Source organism: Pseudomonas tremae, assembly GCF_001401155.1.
Lineage (GTDB): Bacteria > Pseudomonadota > Gammaproteobacteria > Pseudomonadales > Pseudomonadaceae > Aquipseudomonas > Aquipseudomonas tremae.
Genome location: NZ_LJRO01000492.1, coordinates 36,961 through 50,577 on the forward strand (window position 1 = coordinate 36,961; position 13,617 = coordinate 50,577).

Below are 13,617 nucleotides of genomic sequence, written 5' to 3' on the forward strand. Positions count from 1 at the left end.
AGCAAGAATGGCTAAGGTATTCGCGATAGCGAACCAGAAAGGTGGGGTCGGCAAGACCACCACATGTATCAACCTCGCCGCGTCGCTGGTCGCGACCAAGCGCCGTGTGCTGTTGATCGATCTCGATCCGCAGGGCAATGCGACCATGGGCAGCGGTGTGGATAAACACAACCTTGAGAACTCGGTTTATGACCTGTTGATCGGCGAATGCGATCTGGGCGAGGCCATGCAGTTTTCAGAGCACGGTGGTTATCAACTGCTCCCGGCTAACCGCGATCTGACGGCGGGCGAAGTGGTCCTGCTCGAAATGCAGATGAAGGAAAGCCGCCTGCGCAATGCGCTGGCGCCTATTCGCGAGAATTACGATTACATCCTGATCGACTGTCCGCCGTCGCTGTCGATGCTGACGTTGAACGCGCTGGTTGCTGCAGATGGTGTAATTATCCCCATGCAATGCGAGTACTTCGCGCTCGAAGGTCTCAGCGACCTTGTGGATAACATCAAGCGCATCGGCGAGTTGCTGAACCCGCAGTTGAAAATCGAAGGCCTGCTGCGCACGATGTATGATCCGCGCCTGAGCCTGATCAACGATGTATCGGCGCAGCTCAAGGAACACTTCGGCGAGCAGCTGTACGACACGGTTATCCCGAGAAACATCAGGCTGGCCGAGGCGCCGAGTTTCGGTATGCCGGTGCTGGCGTATGACAAATCGTCTCGAGGAGCGCTGGCCTACCTGGCCCTGGCAAGTGAACTGGTTCGTCGTCAACGTCGCGGCGCAAAAACCGCTCAGCCAACCTAAGGAATTCCCATGGCCGTCAAGAAACGAGGTCTCGGACGTGGGTTGGACGCACTTCTGAGCAGTCCAACCGTCAGTTCGCTGGAAGAACAGGCCGTCAAGGCCCCTCCAAGTGAGTTGCAGCATGTGCCGCTCGACCTGATCCAGCGTGGCAAATACCAGCCGCGCCGCGATATGGACCCGCAAGCGCTTGAAGAACTCGCGCAATCGATCAAATCGCAGGGCGTGATGCAGCCGATTGTGGTTCGTCCTATCGGCGATAACCGCTTCGAGATCATTGCCGGTGAACGTCGCTGGCGCGCGAGTCAGCAGGCGGGTGTCGAAACGATCCCGGCGATGGTTCGTGATGTACCGGACGAAACCGCGATTGCGATGGCGTTGATCGAGAATATTCAGCGCGAAGACCTGAATCCGATCGAAGAAGCCATGGCGCTGCAGCGCTTGCAGCAGGAGTTTCAGCTGACCCAGCAGCAGGTGGCAGATGCCGTGGGCAAGTCGCGTGTCAGCGTGGCCAACCTGCTACGCCTGATTGCCTTGCCTGAAGTCATCAAGACCATGCTGTCCCACGGCGACCTCGAGATGGGCCATGCTCGTGCGTTGCTCGGTCTGGGCGAAGACAGGCAGGTCGAAGGGGCGCGACACGTTGTCGCACGAGGGCTGACTGTACGCCAGACCGAAGCGTTGGTCAGGCAGTGGCTGAGTGGCAAGCCGGAGGCAGCAGAACCGGCCAAGACCGATCCGGATATCAGCCGACTCGAACAGCGTCTGGCCGAGCGTTTGGGCTCTGCGGTGCAAATTCGTCACGGACAGAAGGGCAAAGGGCAACTGGTGATCCGTTATAACTCGCTGGACGAGCTCCAAGGGGTGCTTGCCCACATCCGCTGAAACAATTGCTCTGTAGCGTATAGTCGGAAATCACTACCCGACTGTTGAATAGGGGCTGAACCGCCCCTATACTCTGCGCGCATTTTGTCGGCACAAATTATGCCAAGTTATTGATTATGGCGACCGACATCAAAGGAGCAGTTGCGATGGAATCCCGCATGCCAGACCGCTTGCCGTTCTATCGCCTGGCGGTTTTTCCGTTATTGCTGGCTCAATTGATCGTCCTGCTCATCGCCGCTTTGGTGCTGTGGCAGTGGCAGGGAGTCGTGGCGGGATATTCGGGACTCTGCGGAGGCCTGATCGCCTGGCTACCCAATTTATACTTTGCTCACAAGGCATTCCGGTTTTCCGGGGCCAGAGCAGCGCAAGCCATTGTCCGGTCGTTCTACGCCGGCGAGGCAGGCAAACTGATTTTCACGGCAGTGCTTTTTGCATTGACGTTCGCAGGTGTGAAGCCATTGGCGCCGCTGGCTGTATTCGGCGCGTTCATGTTGATCCAGGTGGTCAACTGGTTCGCTCCCCTGCTTACGAGAACAAGACTTTCGAGACCTTAGGGCGTTTGAGGCAACCATGGCAGAGCAAACAGCTTCGGGCTATATCCAGCACCACTTGCAGAACCTGACATTCGGGCACCTGCCCAATGGCGAATGGGGCTTTGCCCACACCGCAGCAGAAGCCAAAGAAATGGGTTTCTGGGCTTTCCACGTCGATACTCTCGGCTGGTCGGTTGCGTTGGGTCTGATCTTCGTTCTGATCTTCCGCATGGCGGCCAAGAAGGCAACTTCCGGTCAGCCAGGCGCTCTGCAGAACTTCGTAGAAGTCCTGGTCGAGTTCGTCGACGGCAGCGTGAAAGACAGTTTCCACGGTCGCAGCGCGGTTATCGCGCCGCTGGCGCTGACCATTTTCGTCTGGGTATTCCTGATGAACGCGGTCGACCTGGTGCCGGTTGACTGGATTCCACAACTGGCGATGCTGATCTCTGGCGACGAGCACATCCCGTTCCGCGCCGTACCGACCACTGACCCGAACGCTACCCTGGGCATGGCCCTTTCGGTATTTGCGTTGATCATTTTCTACAGCATCAAGGTCAAAGGTATCGGCGGCTTCATCGGCGAGCTGACCCTTCACCCGTTCGCGAGCAAGAACATCCTCGTGCAGGCGCTGTTGATCCCGGTCAACTTCCTGCTGGAATTCGTGACGCTGATCGCCAAGCCTATTTCTCTTGCCCTGCGTCTTTTCGGCAACATGTATGCTGGCGAGCTGGTCTTCATTCTGATCGCCGTGATGTTCGGCAGCGGTCTGTTGTGGCTCAGCGGTCTGGGTGTCGTGCTGCAGTGGGCGTGGGCTGTGTTCCACATCCTGATCATCACCCTGCAAGCGTTCATCTTCATGATGCTGACCATCGTCTACCTGTCGATGGCTCACGAAGATAACCATTGAGATTCGTCTCAGGACGTATCTGATGACCGTTCCGCCATTGGCGGGGCGGTGCCCGCAAGGGCTGATGTAAAAATGATTTTGTTTTACCGCTTCAATTAATAAAACCTAACCAATACGACGTAAAAGTCGGGAGGAAAGATGGAAACTGTAGTTGGTCTAACCGCTATCGCTGTTGCACTGTTGATCGGCCTGGGCGCACTGGGTACTGCAATCGGTTTCGGCCTGTTGGGCGGCAAATTCCTGGAAGGCGCTGCGCGTCAACCGGAAATGGTTCCAATGCTGCAAGTTAAAATGTTCATCGTTGCGGGCCTGCTCGACGCCGTGACCATGATCGGTGTCGGTATCGCTCTGTTCTTCACCTTTGCGAACCCCTTCGTTGGTCAACTCGCTGGCTGATCACTCGAATTTTCGAGTTGATTGGTGTGATGGACAACGAACGAGCGAGGTGTTGGCGTGAACATTAATGCAACCCTGATTGGCCAGTCCGTTGCGTTCTTCATTTTTGTGATTTTCTGCATGAAGTTCGTGTGGCCTCCGGTCATCGCGGCTTTGCACGAACGTCAGAAGAAGATCGCGGATGGACTGGACGCTGCTTCCCGAGCAGCTCGCGACCTGGAGCTGGCCCAAGAAAAAGCGGGTCAACAACTGCGCGAAGCTAAAGCTCAAGCAGCCGAGATCATTGAGCAAGCCAAGAAACGCGGTACTCAGATTGTCGACGAGGCCCGTGAAACGGCACGCGTTGAAGCTGACCGTGTGAAGGCTCAGGCTCTGGCCGAGATCGAGCAGGAACTGAACGGTGTCAAAGACGCCTTGCGCGCCCAATTGGGTAGCCTGGCAGTCAATGGCGCAGAGAAGATTCTGGGTGCCACAATCGATCAAAACGCGCACGCGGAGCTGGTTAACAAACTGGCTGCTGAAATTTAAGCGAGGGCGATCATGGCAGAACTGACCACGTTGGCCCGACCTTACGCGAAGGCGGCCTTCGAGCACGCACAGGCCCATCAGCAGCTGGCCAATTGGTCAGCCATGCTCGGCCTGGCTGCTGCGGTGTCGCAAGACGACACCATGCAGCGCATGCTCAAGGCCCCGCGACTGACGAGCGCACAAAAGGCCACCACTTTTATCGAAGTGTGTGGCGAAAAGTTCGATGCCAAGGCACAGAATTTCATTCACGTCGTTGCTGAAAACGACCGCCTCCCGCTTTTGCCGGAGATCGCCGAACTGTTCGACCTGTACAAGGCCGAGCAGGAAAAATCGGTCGATGTGGATGTCACCAGTGCTTTTGCATTGAACCAAGAACAGCAAGACAAACTCGCCAAGGTTCTCAGTGAACGGCTCGGCCGGGAAGTGCGCCTGCATGCTGCGGAGGATGCCTCTCTTATTGGGGGTGTCGTCATCCGCGCCGGCGACCTGGTTATCGATGGCTCAGTTCGTGGCAAGATCGCGAAACTAGCCGAAGCATTGAAATCTTGAGTTTGAAGGGGCAGCAGAGCAATGCAGCAACTCAATCCTTCCGAAATAAGTGAAATCATCAAGGGTCGCATCGACAAGCTCGATGTAACCTCCCAAGCCCGTAACGAAGGCACAGTCGTCAGCGTGTCTGACGGTATCGTGCGGATTCACGGTCTGGCCGACGTAATGTACGGCGAGATGATCGAGTTTCCGGGCGGCGTCTACGGTATGGCGCTGAACCTTGAGCAAGACTCCGTAGGTGCCGTTGTACTGGGCGCCTACACGACTCTGGCTGAAGGCATGAGCGCCAAGTGCACTGGCCGCATCCTTGAAGTTCCTGTTGGTAAGGAACTGCTGGGTCGCGTGGTTGATGCACTGGGTAACCCAGTTGACGGCAAAGGTCCGCTGAACAACACCGAGACCGATGCGGTCGAGAAAGTTGCTCCAGGCGTGATCTGGCGTAAGTCGGTAGACCAGCCTGTACAGACTGGCTACAAGGCTGTCGATGCCATGATTCCTGTCGGCCGTGGCCAGCGTGAGCTGATCATCGGTGACCGTCAGATCGGTAAAACCGCTCTGGCCATCGACGCAATCATCAACCAGAAGAACAGCGGCATCTTCTGCGTCTACGTAGCAATCGGTCAGAAGCAATCGACCATCGCCAACGTTGTTCGCAAGCTCGAAGAAAACGGCGCACTGGCTAACACCATCGTCGTGGCTGCAAGTGCTTCCGAATCCGCTGCGCTGCAATTCCTTGCACCGTACTCGGGTTGCACCATGGGTGAATTCTTCCGCGACCGCGGTGAAGACGCGCTGATCGTTTATGACGATCTGTCCAAGCAAGCAGTGGCTTACCGCCAGATTTCCCTGCTGCTGCGCCGTCCACCAGGCCGTGAAGCTTACCCAGGCGACGTGTTCTATCTCCACTCCCGTCTGCTGGAGCGCGCTTCGCGTGTTTCCGAAGAGTACGTAGAGAAGTTCACCAATGGCGCAGTGACCGGCAAAACCGGCTCCCTGACCGCACTGCCGATCATCGAAACCCAGGCTGGCGACGTTTCCGCGTTCGTTCCGACCAACGTGATTTCCATCACCGACGGTCAGATCTTCCTGGAATCGGCCATGTTCAACTCCGGCATCCGTCCGGCTGTGAACGCCGGTGTTTCGGTATCCCGTGTGGGTGGTGCCGCTCAGACCAAGATCATCAAGAAGCTTTCCGGTGGTATCCGTACCGCTCTGGCTCAGTACCGTGAACTGGCAGCATTCGCCCAGTTCGCTTCTGACCTGGACGAGGCGACCCGCAAGCAACTTGAGCATGGTCAGCGCGTTACCGAGCTGATGAAGCAGAAGCAATACGCACCAATGTCGATCGCTGACATGGCGCTGTCGCTGTATGCCGCTGAGCGTGGGTTCCTGACTGACGTCGAAATCGCCAAGATCGGCAGCTTTGAACAAGCGCTGATTGCTTACTTCAACCGCGATCACGCCGATTTGATGGCGAAGATCAACGTGAAGGGTGACTTCAATGACGAAATCGACGCTGGCATGAAAGCCGGTATCGAGAAGTTCAAGGCCACCCAAACCTGGTAAGCCGCAGCGGGGGCCGCAAGGCTCCCGCTTGCTAACCTGATAGGTGTTACATGGCAGGCGCAAAAGAGATTCGCAGCAAGATTGCGAGCATCAAAAGCACGCAAAAGATCACCAGCGCCATGGAAAAAGTGGCGGTCAGCAAAATGCGCAAGGCTCAAATGCGCATGGCTGCTAGCCGTCCTTACGCGGAGCGCATTCGTCAGGTGATTGGTCACCTGGCAAACGCCAACCCGGAGTACCGCCACCCGTTCATGATCGAGCGCCCTTTGAAGCGCGTCGGTTATGTCGTAGTGAGCAGTGACCGTGGTCTGTGTGGTGGCTTGAATACCAACCTGTTCAAGACTCTGGTCAAGGACATGGCGGTGAACCGTGAAAACGGTGTAGAGATCGATCTGTGCGTGGTCGGCAGCAAAGGTGCGGCATTTTTCCGCAACTTCGGCGGTAACGTCGTCGCTGCGATCAGCCACCTGGGCGAAGAGCCGTCGATCAATGACCTGATCGGCAGCGTCAAGGTGATGCTGGATGCCTACCTGGATGGCCGTATTGATCGCCTGTCCGTGGTATCCAACAAGTTCATCAACACCATGACCCAGAAACCAACAGTGGAACAATTGATTCCGCTGGTGGCAACCCCGGATCAAGGGCTCAAGCACCACTGGGACTATCTCTACGAACCCGACGCCAAAGAGCTGCTAGACGGCCTGATGGTTCGCTACGTGGAATCGCAGGTGTACCAGGCGGTGGTCGAGAACAACGCAGCTGAACAAGCAGCGCGGATGATCGCGATGAAGAACGCCACAGACAACGCCGGTGATTTGATCAGCGATTTGCAGCTGATCTACAACAAGGCGCGTCAGGCAGCGATCACCCAAGAGATCTCGGAAATCGTCGGCGGCGCTGCCGCGGTTTAACGGTTCAAATATTAGAGGAACCAGCTAATGAGTAGCGGACGTATCGTTCAAATCATCGGCGCCGTGATCGACGTGGAATTCCCACGCGATAGCGTACCGAGCATCTACAACGCGCTGGAAGTTCAAAGCGCGGCAGGAACCACCCTGGAAGTTCAGCAGCAGCTGGGCGACGGCGTGGTTCGTACCATTGCGATGGGCTCCACCGAGGGCTTGAAGCGTGGTCTGGAAGTAACAGACTCTGGCGCAGCCATCTCCGTACCGGTCGGTAAAGCGACTCTGGGCCGGATCATGGACGTGCTGGGCAACCCGATCGACGAAGCTGGCCCGATTGCCACCGAAGAGCGCTGGGGCATTCACCGTCCTGCACCGTCCTTCGCTGAACAAGCTGGCGGCAACGACCTTCTGGAAACCGGCATCAAGGTTATTGACCTGGTCTGCCCGTTCGCCAAAGGCGGTAAAGTCGGTCTGTTCGGTGGTGCCGGTGTCGGCAAGACCGTAAACATGATGGAACTGATCCGTAACATCGCCATCGAGCACAGCGGTTATTCCGTGTTCGCCGGTGTGGGTGAGCGTACTCGTGAGGGTAACGACTTCTACCACGAGATGAAGGACTCCAACGTTCTGGACAAAGTGGCACTGGTCTACGGTCAGATGAACGAGCCGCCGGGTAACCGTCTGCGCGTAGCACTGACCGGCCTGACCATGGCCGAGAAGTTCCGTGACGAAGGTAACGACGTTCTGCTGTTCGTCGACAACATCTATCGTTACACCCTGGCCGGTACTGAAGTATCCGCACTACTGGGCCGTATGCCTTCCGCAGTAGGTTACCAGCCGACTCTGGCTGAAGAGATGGGCACGCTGCAAGAGCGCATCACTTCGACCAAGAACGGTTCGATCACTTCGATCCAGGCCGTATACGTACCAGCGGACGACTTGACTGACCCGTCGCCAGCGACCACGTTTGCCCACTTGGACGCCACTGTCGTTCTGTCCCGTGACATCGCTTCCCTGGGTATCTACCCGGCAGTAGACCCACTGGATTCGACTTCGCGCCAGCTGGACCCGAACGTCATCGGCCAGGAACACTACGACACCGCTCGCGGCGTTCAGTACGTGTTGCAGCGTTACAAAGAGCTGAAAGACATCATCGCGATCCTGGGTATGGACGAACTGTCGGAGACCGACAAGCAGTTGGTCAACCGTGCTCGTAAGATCCAGCGCTTCCTGTCCCAGCCTTTCTTCGTGGCAGAAGTCTTCACCGGTGCTTCGGGTAAATACGTTTCCCTGAAAGACACCATTGCTGGCTTCAAAGGCATCCTCAACGGTGACTACGACCACCTGCCAGAACAAGCGTTCTACATGGTCGGCGGCATCGAAGAAGCGATCGAGAAAGCCAAGAAACTGTAATCCCGGCGCCCGGCAACGGGCGCTAATTAGGTTGAGGCAAGCAAATGGCTATGACAGTCCATTGCGACATCGTCAGCGCGGAAGGGGAAATCTTCTCCGGTCTGGTCGAGATGGTGATTGCGCACGGCAACCTGGGTGATATCGGTATCGCTCCAGGCCACGCGCCGCTGATCACCGATCTGAAGCCGGGCCCGATCCGCTTGATCAAGCAGGGTGGGGAAGCCGAGGTGTTTTACATCTCCGGTGGTTTCCTTGAGGTTCAGCCGAACATGGTCAAGGTGCTTGCCGACACTGTGCAACGTGCTGCCGACCTGGACGAAGCTTCTGCTCAGGCTGCTGTATTGGCTGCCGAGAAGGCCCTGAACGAAAAAGGCGCAGATTTCGATTACGGATCTGCAACTGCTCGTCTGGCCGAGGCTGCAGCTCAGCTGCGCACTGTTCAGCAAATTCGCAAGAAGTTCGGCGGCTAACCCCGCTGGCTCCTGTGCGCGATTGAGAAAAAGGGTAGCTTCGGCTACCCTTTTTCTTTTTTCAGATTTCCTCTTTCAAGACAGCCTGCCCTTGGCCCGGTTGCCGCTCAGTTGGTAGTCCTATCATGTCTCTCGATATCGTTATTCTTGCTGCTGGTCAGGGGACCCGGATGCGTTCCGCCCTGCCGAAGGTCCTGCATCCTGTCGCGGGCAATTCCATGCTCGGTCATGTTATCCACAGTGCTCGTCAGTTATCCCCAGTTGGAATACATGTAGTGATCGGTCACGGCGCTGATGTCGTACGTGATCGTCTGGCCGCCGATGACCTGAATTTCGTGATGCAGGACAAGCAATTGGGCACTGGACACGCTGTGGCCCAGGCATTGCCCGCGCTGACGGCTGAAACCGTACTGATTCTTTATGGTGACGTGCCGTTGATCGAGGTAGAAACCCTGCAGCGTCTGCTCAAGCTTGTCACGCCGCGGCAACTCGGCCTGCTGACCGTGACGCTGGACGATCCTGCTGGCTATGGCCGTATTGTTCGCGACGATCAGCAGCAGGTATGTGCCATCGTCGAGCACAAGGACGCTACTGACGCGCAGAAGGCTATCAACGAAGGTAATACCGGCATTCTTGCGGTCCCTGCCATACACCTTGAAGACTGGCTTGGCCGTCTTTCCAACAACAACGCGCAGGGCGAGTATTACCTGACCGACGTGATTGCCATGGCAGTGAACGACGGCCTGGTGGTTGCCACCGAACAGCCGTACGACGCAATGGAAGTGCAGGGCGCCAACGACCGCAAACAGCTCTCGGAGCTGGAGCGTCATTATCAGTTGCGTGAGGCACGGCGTCTGATGGCGGCGGGTGTCACGCTGCGTGACCCTTCACGGTTCGATGTGCGCGGCGAAGTCAGCGTCGGTCGGGACGTGTTGATCGACATCAACGTGATCCTTGAAGGCAAGGTGATCATTGAAGATAACGTGGTGATCGGGCCTAACTGCGTCATCAAGGACAGTACGCTGCGCAAGGGCGTTGTCGTCAAAGCCAATAGTCATATTGATGGCGCAGTACTGGGCGAGGGCAGTGATGCAGGCCCGTTTGCACGCTTGCGGCCTGGCAGTGTGTTGGGTGCCAAGGCCCATGTGGGTAACTTTGTCGAGCTCAAGAATGCGAACCTGGGCGAGGGCGCGAAGGTCGGGCACCTGACTTATCTGGGTGACGCTGAGGTCGGTGCGCGCACCAACGTAGGCGCAGGCACCATTACCTGCAATTACGATGGCGCGAACAAGCACAAGACGACATTGGGTGCTGACGTATTCATCGGCTCGAACAACTCGCTGGTTGCCCCTGTGGATATCTTTGACGGGGCCACCACTGCAGCGGGTTCGACCATTACTCAGAACGTGCCAGCCGAACAGCTTGGCGTGGCTCGCGCCCGCCAGCGCAATATCGAAGGCTGGAAACGTCCGGTGAAGATCAAGAAGGACTGAGTTATCCACAGCTGCTGATAACTCACGTGCCAACGCTCCGCATTGGCACGCGTCCATAATGCTCCGCACCCGACACTCGAGACAGGACGCAGAACGTCCAGAACTGCATCCCTACGCAGGGCATGGGTACGATCAGCGTGCGCACAGACACCTCCCGTTCCTCACGCTCCCCGTCACATAGCTGCGCATCACCATGTTCAAAAGCCGGTATCACGAGTATCCGATAGAAATTGCGCCACTCCATTCCCAAACCTTGACCAAACCAACAAAATAGGTTTTGATTGCCTTCGTTATCTTTCGAATCGAAACTTAAGGCTGTCATGTCGAAGCGCAATACACCACAACGCCGTCACAACATACTTTCCTTGCTCAATGAGCAGGGCGAGGTGAGTGTCGATGATCTGGCCAGACGTTTTGAAACTTCCGAAGTTACGATTCGAAAGGATCTCGCTGCACTCGAATCCAACGGTCTTTTGCTTCGCCGCTACGGCGGTGCAGTGCCTCTTCCTCAAGAATTGATCGGTGAAAGCAGCCAGCCGGTATCCCGGTATAAACAGGCTATCGCTCGTGCTGCGGTCGCAAGAATTCGTGAACACGCCAGAATTATCGTCGACAGCGGCAGCACCACTGCCGCATTGATTCCTGAATTGGGTCGACAGCCTGGTCTGGTCGTCATGACTAATTCCCTGCATGTCGCGCGTGCCCTCACTGATCTGGAACACGAGCCTGTGCTGCTGATGACTGGCGGAACATGGGACCCGCATTCCGAATCCTTTCAAGGACAGGTCGCCGAACAGGTGCTGCGGTCCTACGACTTTGATCAACTGTTCATCGGTGCCGACGGCATCGATCTGGCGCGCGGCACCACGACCTTCAACGAGCTGTTGGGCTTGAGTCGGGTCATGGCCGAAGTCGCCCGGGAAGTTGTGGTCATGGTCGAAGCCGACAAGGTCGGTCGCAAGATCCCCAACCTGGAGCTGCCCTGGAGCAGCGTCCATACCCTTATCACAGATGATCGCCTGCCCCTCGAGGCGCGCGAACAGATACAAGCCCGCGGCATTACATTGATTTGTGCCGCTGTCAGCTAGGAGAAAACCATGTGTGGAATAGTCGGCGCCGTCGCTGAACGTAACATCACCGCCATCTTGCTCGAAGGCCTCAAACGTCTCGAGTACCGAGGTTATGACAGCGCAGGCGTGGCTGTTTTCACCAACGAAGGCACCCTGGAGCGCCGTCGTCGTTCCGGTAAGGTCAGTGAACTGGATCAGGCGCTGGCAGGCGAGCCGTTGACGGGGCGTCTGGGCATTGCTCACACCCGCTGGGCCACTCACGGTGCGCCGTGCGAGCGCAATGCTCATCCTCATTTCTCGGCTGACAAGCTGGCAGTTGTCCACAACGGCATTATCGAGAACCACGAAGCCCTGCGCGAACAGCTCAAGGCCTTGGGTTATGCATTCGTCTCCGATACCGACACTGAAGTCATTGTTCACCTGCTGCACCACAAGCTCAAGGACACGCCTGACCTGGCAATCGCACTGAAGGCTGCCGTTAAAGAGCTTCACGGTGCCTACGGTCTGGCCGTTATCAGTGCTGCTCAACCAGATCGTCTGCTGGCCGCCCGCAGTGGCAGCCCCTTGGTGATCGGTATGGGCCTGGGTGAAAACTTCCTTGCTTCCGACCAACTGGCGCTGCGTCAGGTAACCGACCGCTTCATGTACCTGGAAGAGGGCGATATCGCCGAGATCCGTCGTGACAGCGTGCAGATCTGGAACGTCGACGGTCTGCCGGTCGAACGTGAAGTGGTGCAATACCATGAAGGCGCCGAAGCTGCCGACAAGGGCGAATATCGCCACTTCATGCTCAAGGAAATCCACGAACAGCCCAAGGTTGTGCAACGCACCCTCGAAGGTCGTCTGGGTCAGCAACAGGTTCTGGTTCACGCCTTTGGTCCACAGGCAGCCGAGCTGTTTGCCAAGGTACGTAATGTTCAGATTGTCGCGTGCGGCACCAGCTACCACGCCGGCATGGTCGCGCGTTACTGGCTTGAAGGCCTGGCAGGCATCCCGTGCCAGGTAGAAGTGGCCAGCGAATTCCGTTACCGCAAGGTCGTGGTCCAGCCGGATACCCTGTTCGTTTCGATCTCGCAGTCGGGCGAAACAGCAGACACCCTGGCGGCGTTGCGCAATGCCAAAGAACTGGGCTTCCTGGCCAGCCTGGCGATCTGCAACGTCGGCATCAGCTCACTGGTTCGTGAATCCGACCTGACCCTGCTCACCCAGGCCGGACCGGAAATCGGTGTGGCATCGACCAAGGCGTTCACCACCCAACTGGTTGCCTTGCTGCTGCTGACCTTGTCACTGGGCCAGGTCAAAGGTTCGCTGGAGGAGGGCGTCGAAGCACAACTGGTCGAAGAACTGCGCCGCCTGCCGACCCGTTTGGGCGAAGCCCTGGCAATGGACGGCACCATCGAGAAAGTTGCCGAGCTGTTCGCCGAAAAACACCACACTCTGTTCCTGGGGCGTGGCGCGCAATTCCCGGTGGCGATGGAGGGCGCACTCAAGCTCAAGGAAATCTCCTACATCCACGCCGAAGCCTACCCGGCCGGCGAACTCAAGCACGGCCCGCTGGCCCTGGTCGATGCCGACATGCCGGTCGTCACCGTCGCGCCGAACAACGAACTGCTGGAAAAACTCAAATCCAACCTGCAGGAAGTCCGCGCACGCGGCGGCGAGCTGATCGTATTCGCCGATGAACAGGCCGGTTTGAAGAACGGCGAAGGCACCCACGTCATCGCCATGCCGCACATCATTGATGCACTCGCGCCGATTCTCTACACCATCCCGTTGCAGTTGCTTTCGTATTACGTGGCAGTGCTGAAGGGGACAGACGTTGATCAGCCACGCAATCTGGCGAAGTCGGTGACGGTGGAGTGAGTTATCCACAGGGCTGAAATGTGTGTGTCTACAATAAATAAATGTTGTCACAAGCAAATAAATCTTGTCACAAAGAAATAAAGGTTGTCACGGTTGCTTCCCTGCGTCGGGGTAGCAACCGCAATCATTAATCACGTTCACAATTTTCGTGAGGTTGTGACCCTATGCACCCTGCGCCGCGACTCGACAAACTAGGTTCCCCTCTCTATCAGCAATGCTCCTTTCGGGGCGTTGCCACGTCAT

General features: G+C 57.1%; 14 protein-coding genes. All 14 read left to right on the forward strand.

Annotation, left to right across the window (positions count from 1 at the left end):
• Positions 1 to 7: 7 nt before the first annotated feature.
• The 14 genes from ALO43_RS27245 to glmS all read left to right on the forward strand — a co-directional run bounded on the left by ALO43_RS27245 (position 8) and on the right by glmS (position 13,374).
• A complete protein-coding gene (locus tag ALO43_RS27245) occupies positions 8 to 799 on the forward strand; it encodes a ParA family protein (RefSeq protein ID WP_005894826.1) in 792 nt (263 codons plus the stop codon).
• Positions 800 to 808: 9 nt separating this feature from the next.
• Positions 809 to 1,681 (forward strand): ParB/RepB/Spo0J family partition protein, encoded by an 873-nt coding sequence (locus ALO43_RS27250; RefSeq protein WP_024669692.1) that lies wholly within the window; start codon positions 809 to 811, stop codon positions 1,679 to 1,681.
• Positions 1,682 to 1,827: 146 nt separating this feature from the next.
• The gene (locus ALO43_RS27255) at positions 1,828 to 2,235 is read left to right on the forward strand and encodes a F0F1 ATP synthase subunit I (RefSeq protein ID WP_053931727.1); all 408 of its coding nucleotides are present in this window, start codon (positions 1,828 to 1,830) and stop codon (positions 2,233 to 2,235) included.
• 16 nt (positions 2,236 to 2,251) lie between these two features.
• A complete protein-coding gene (atpB, locus tag ALO43_RS27260) occupies positions 2,252 to 3,121 on the forward strand; it encodes a F0F1 ATP synthase subunit A (protein ID WP_005894832.1) in 870 nt (289 codons plus the stop codon).
• A 138-nt stretch (positions 3,122 to 3,259) separates the two neighbouring features.
• Positions 3,260 to 3,517 carry a F0F1 ATP synthase subunit C gene (atpE, locus tag ALO43_RS27265; protein ID WP_002555987.1) on the forward strand — a complete coding sequence of 86 codons (258 nt, stop codon included), beginning with the start codon at positions 3,260 to 3,262 and terminating at the stop codon, positions 3,515 to 3,517.
• A 57-nt stretch (positions 3,518 to 3,574) separates the two neighbouring features.
• Positions 3,575 to 4,045, forward strand: coding sequence for a F0F1 ATP synthase subunit B (locus ALO43_RS27270; protein ID WP_005894836.1), 471 nt, complete (start codon positions 3,575 to 3,577; stop codon positions 4,043 to 4,045).
• A gap of 12 nt (positions 4,046 to 4,057) precedes the next feature.
• Positions 4,058 to 4,594: a F0F1 ATP synthase subunit delta gene (locus ALO43_RS27275; RefSeq protein ID WP_054998431.1), complete on the forward strand. Its 537-nt coding sequence runs from the start codon at positions 4,058 to 4,060 to the stop codon at positions 4,592 to 4,594.
• A gap of 21 nt (positions 4,595 to 4,615) precedes the next feature.
• Complete coding sequence (gene atpA, locus ALO43_RS27280) at positions 4,616 to 6,160, forward strand: F0F1 ATP synthase subunit alpha (RefSeq protein ID WP_003377895.1); 1,545 nt, start codon at positions 4,616 to 4,618, stop codon at positions 6,158 to 6,160.
• 50 nt (positions 6,161 to 6,210) lie between these two features.
• Positions 6,211 to 7,071, forward strand: a complete 861-nt coding sequence (gene atpG, locus ALO43_RS27285) for a F0F1 ATP synthase subunit gamma (RefSeq protein ID WP_005894840.1) — start codon at positions 6,211 to 6,213, stop codon at positions 7,069 to 7,071.
• A 27-nt stretch (positions 7,072 to 7,098) separates the two neighbouring features.
• Complete coding sequence (gene atpD / locus ALO43_RS27290; RefSeq protein WP_002555982.1) at positions 7,099 to 8,478, forward strand: F0F1 ATP synthase subunit beta; 1,380 nt, start codon at positions 7,099 to 7,101, stop codon at positions 8,476 to 8,478.
• Between the two features lie 44 nt (positions 8,479 to 8,522).
• Positions 8,523 to 8,948, forward strand: a complete 426-nt coding sequence (locus ALO43_RS27295; protein WP_003413751.1) for a F0F1 ATP synthase subunit epsilon — start codon at positions 8,523 to 8,525, stop codon at positions 8,946 to 8,948.
• 125 nt (positions 8,949 to 9,073) lie between these two features.
• Positions 9,074 to 10,441 (forward strand): bifunctional UDP-N-acetylglucosamine diphosphorylase/glucosamine-1-phosphate N-acetyltransferase GlmU, encoded by a 1,368-nt coding sequence (glmU, locus tag ALO43_RS27300; RefSeq protein WP_005894845.1) that lies wholly within the window; start codon positions 9,074 to 9,076, stop codon positions 10,439 to 10,441.
• Between the two features lie 320 nt (positions 10,442 to 10,761).
• Positions 10,762 to 11,529, forward strand: coding sequence for a DeoR/GlpR family DNA-binding transcription regulator (locus ALO43_RS27310; protein ID WP_053479952.1), 768 nt, complete (start codon positions 10,762 to 10,764; stop codon positions 11,527 to 11,529).
• Between the two features lie 9 nt (positions 11,530 to 11,538).
• The gene (glmS, locus tag ALO43_RS27315) at positions 11,539 to 13,374 is read left to right on the forward strand and encodes a glutamine--fructose-6-phosphate transaminase (isomerizing) (RefSeq protein WP_005894856.1); all 1,836 of its coding nucleotides are present in this window, start codon (positions 11,539 to 11,541) and stop codon (positions 13,372 to 13,374) included.
• Positions 13,375 to 13,617: the final 243 nt, after the last annotated feature.

Excerpts from the sequence above, each read along its gene's own strand:
- ALO43_RS27245 (WP_005894826.1), top strand. The coding sequence starts at position 8 with ATGGCTAAGGTATTCGCGATAGCGAACCAGAAAGGTGGGGTCGGCAAG.
- glmS (WP_005894856.1), top strand. The coding sequence starts at position 11,539 with ATGTGTGGAATAGTCGGCGCCGTCGCTGAACGTAACATCACCGCCATC.
- atpA (WP_003377895.1), top strand. The coding sequence starts at position 4,616 with ATGCAGCAACTCAATCCTTCCGAAATAAGTGAAATCATCAAGGGTCGC.
- ALO43_RS27250 (WP_024669692.1), top strand. The coding sequence starts at position 809 with ATGGCCGTCAAGAAACGAGGTCTCGGACGTGGGTTGGACGCACTTCTG.
- atpB (WP_005894832.1), top strand. The coding sequence starts at position 2,252 with ATGGCAGAGCAAACAGCTTCGGGCTATATCCAGCACCACTTGCAGAAC.
- ALO43_RS27275 (WP_054998431.1), top strand. The coding sequence starts at position 4,058 with ATGGCAGAACTGACCACGTTGGCCCGACCTTACGCGAAGGCGGCCTTC.
- atpE (WP_002555987.1), top strand. The coding sequence starts at position 3,260 with ATGGAAACTGTAGTTGGTCTAACCGCTATCGCTGTTGCACTGTTGATC.
- atpG (WP_005894840.1), top strand. The coding sequence starts at position 6,211 with ATGGCAGGCGCAAAAGAGATTCGCAGCAAGATTGCGAGCATCAAAAGC.
- ALO43_RS27310 (WP_053479952.1), top strand. The coding sequence starts at position 10,762 with ATGTCGAAGCGCAATACACCACAACGCCGTCACAACATACTTTCCTTG.
- ALO43_RS27295 (WP_003413751.1), top strand. The coding sequence starts at position 8,523 with ATGGCTATGACAGTCCATTGCGACATCGTCAGCGCGGAAGGGGAAATC.
- ALO43_RS27255 (WP_053931727.1), top strand. The coding sequence starts at position 1,828 with ATGGAATCCCGCATGCCAGACCGCTTGCCGTTCTATCGCCTGGCGGTT.
- glmU (WP_005894845.1), top strand. The coding sequence starts at position 9,074 with ATGTCTCTCGATATCGTTATTCTTGCTGCTGGTCAGGGGACCCGGATG.
- atpD (WP_002555982.1), top strand. The coding sequence starts at position 7,099 with ATGAGTAGCGGACGTATCGTTCAAATCATCGGCGCCGTGATCGACGTG.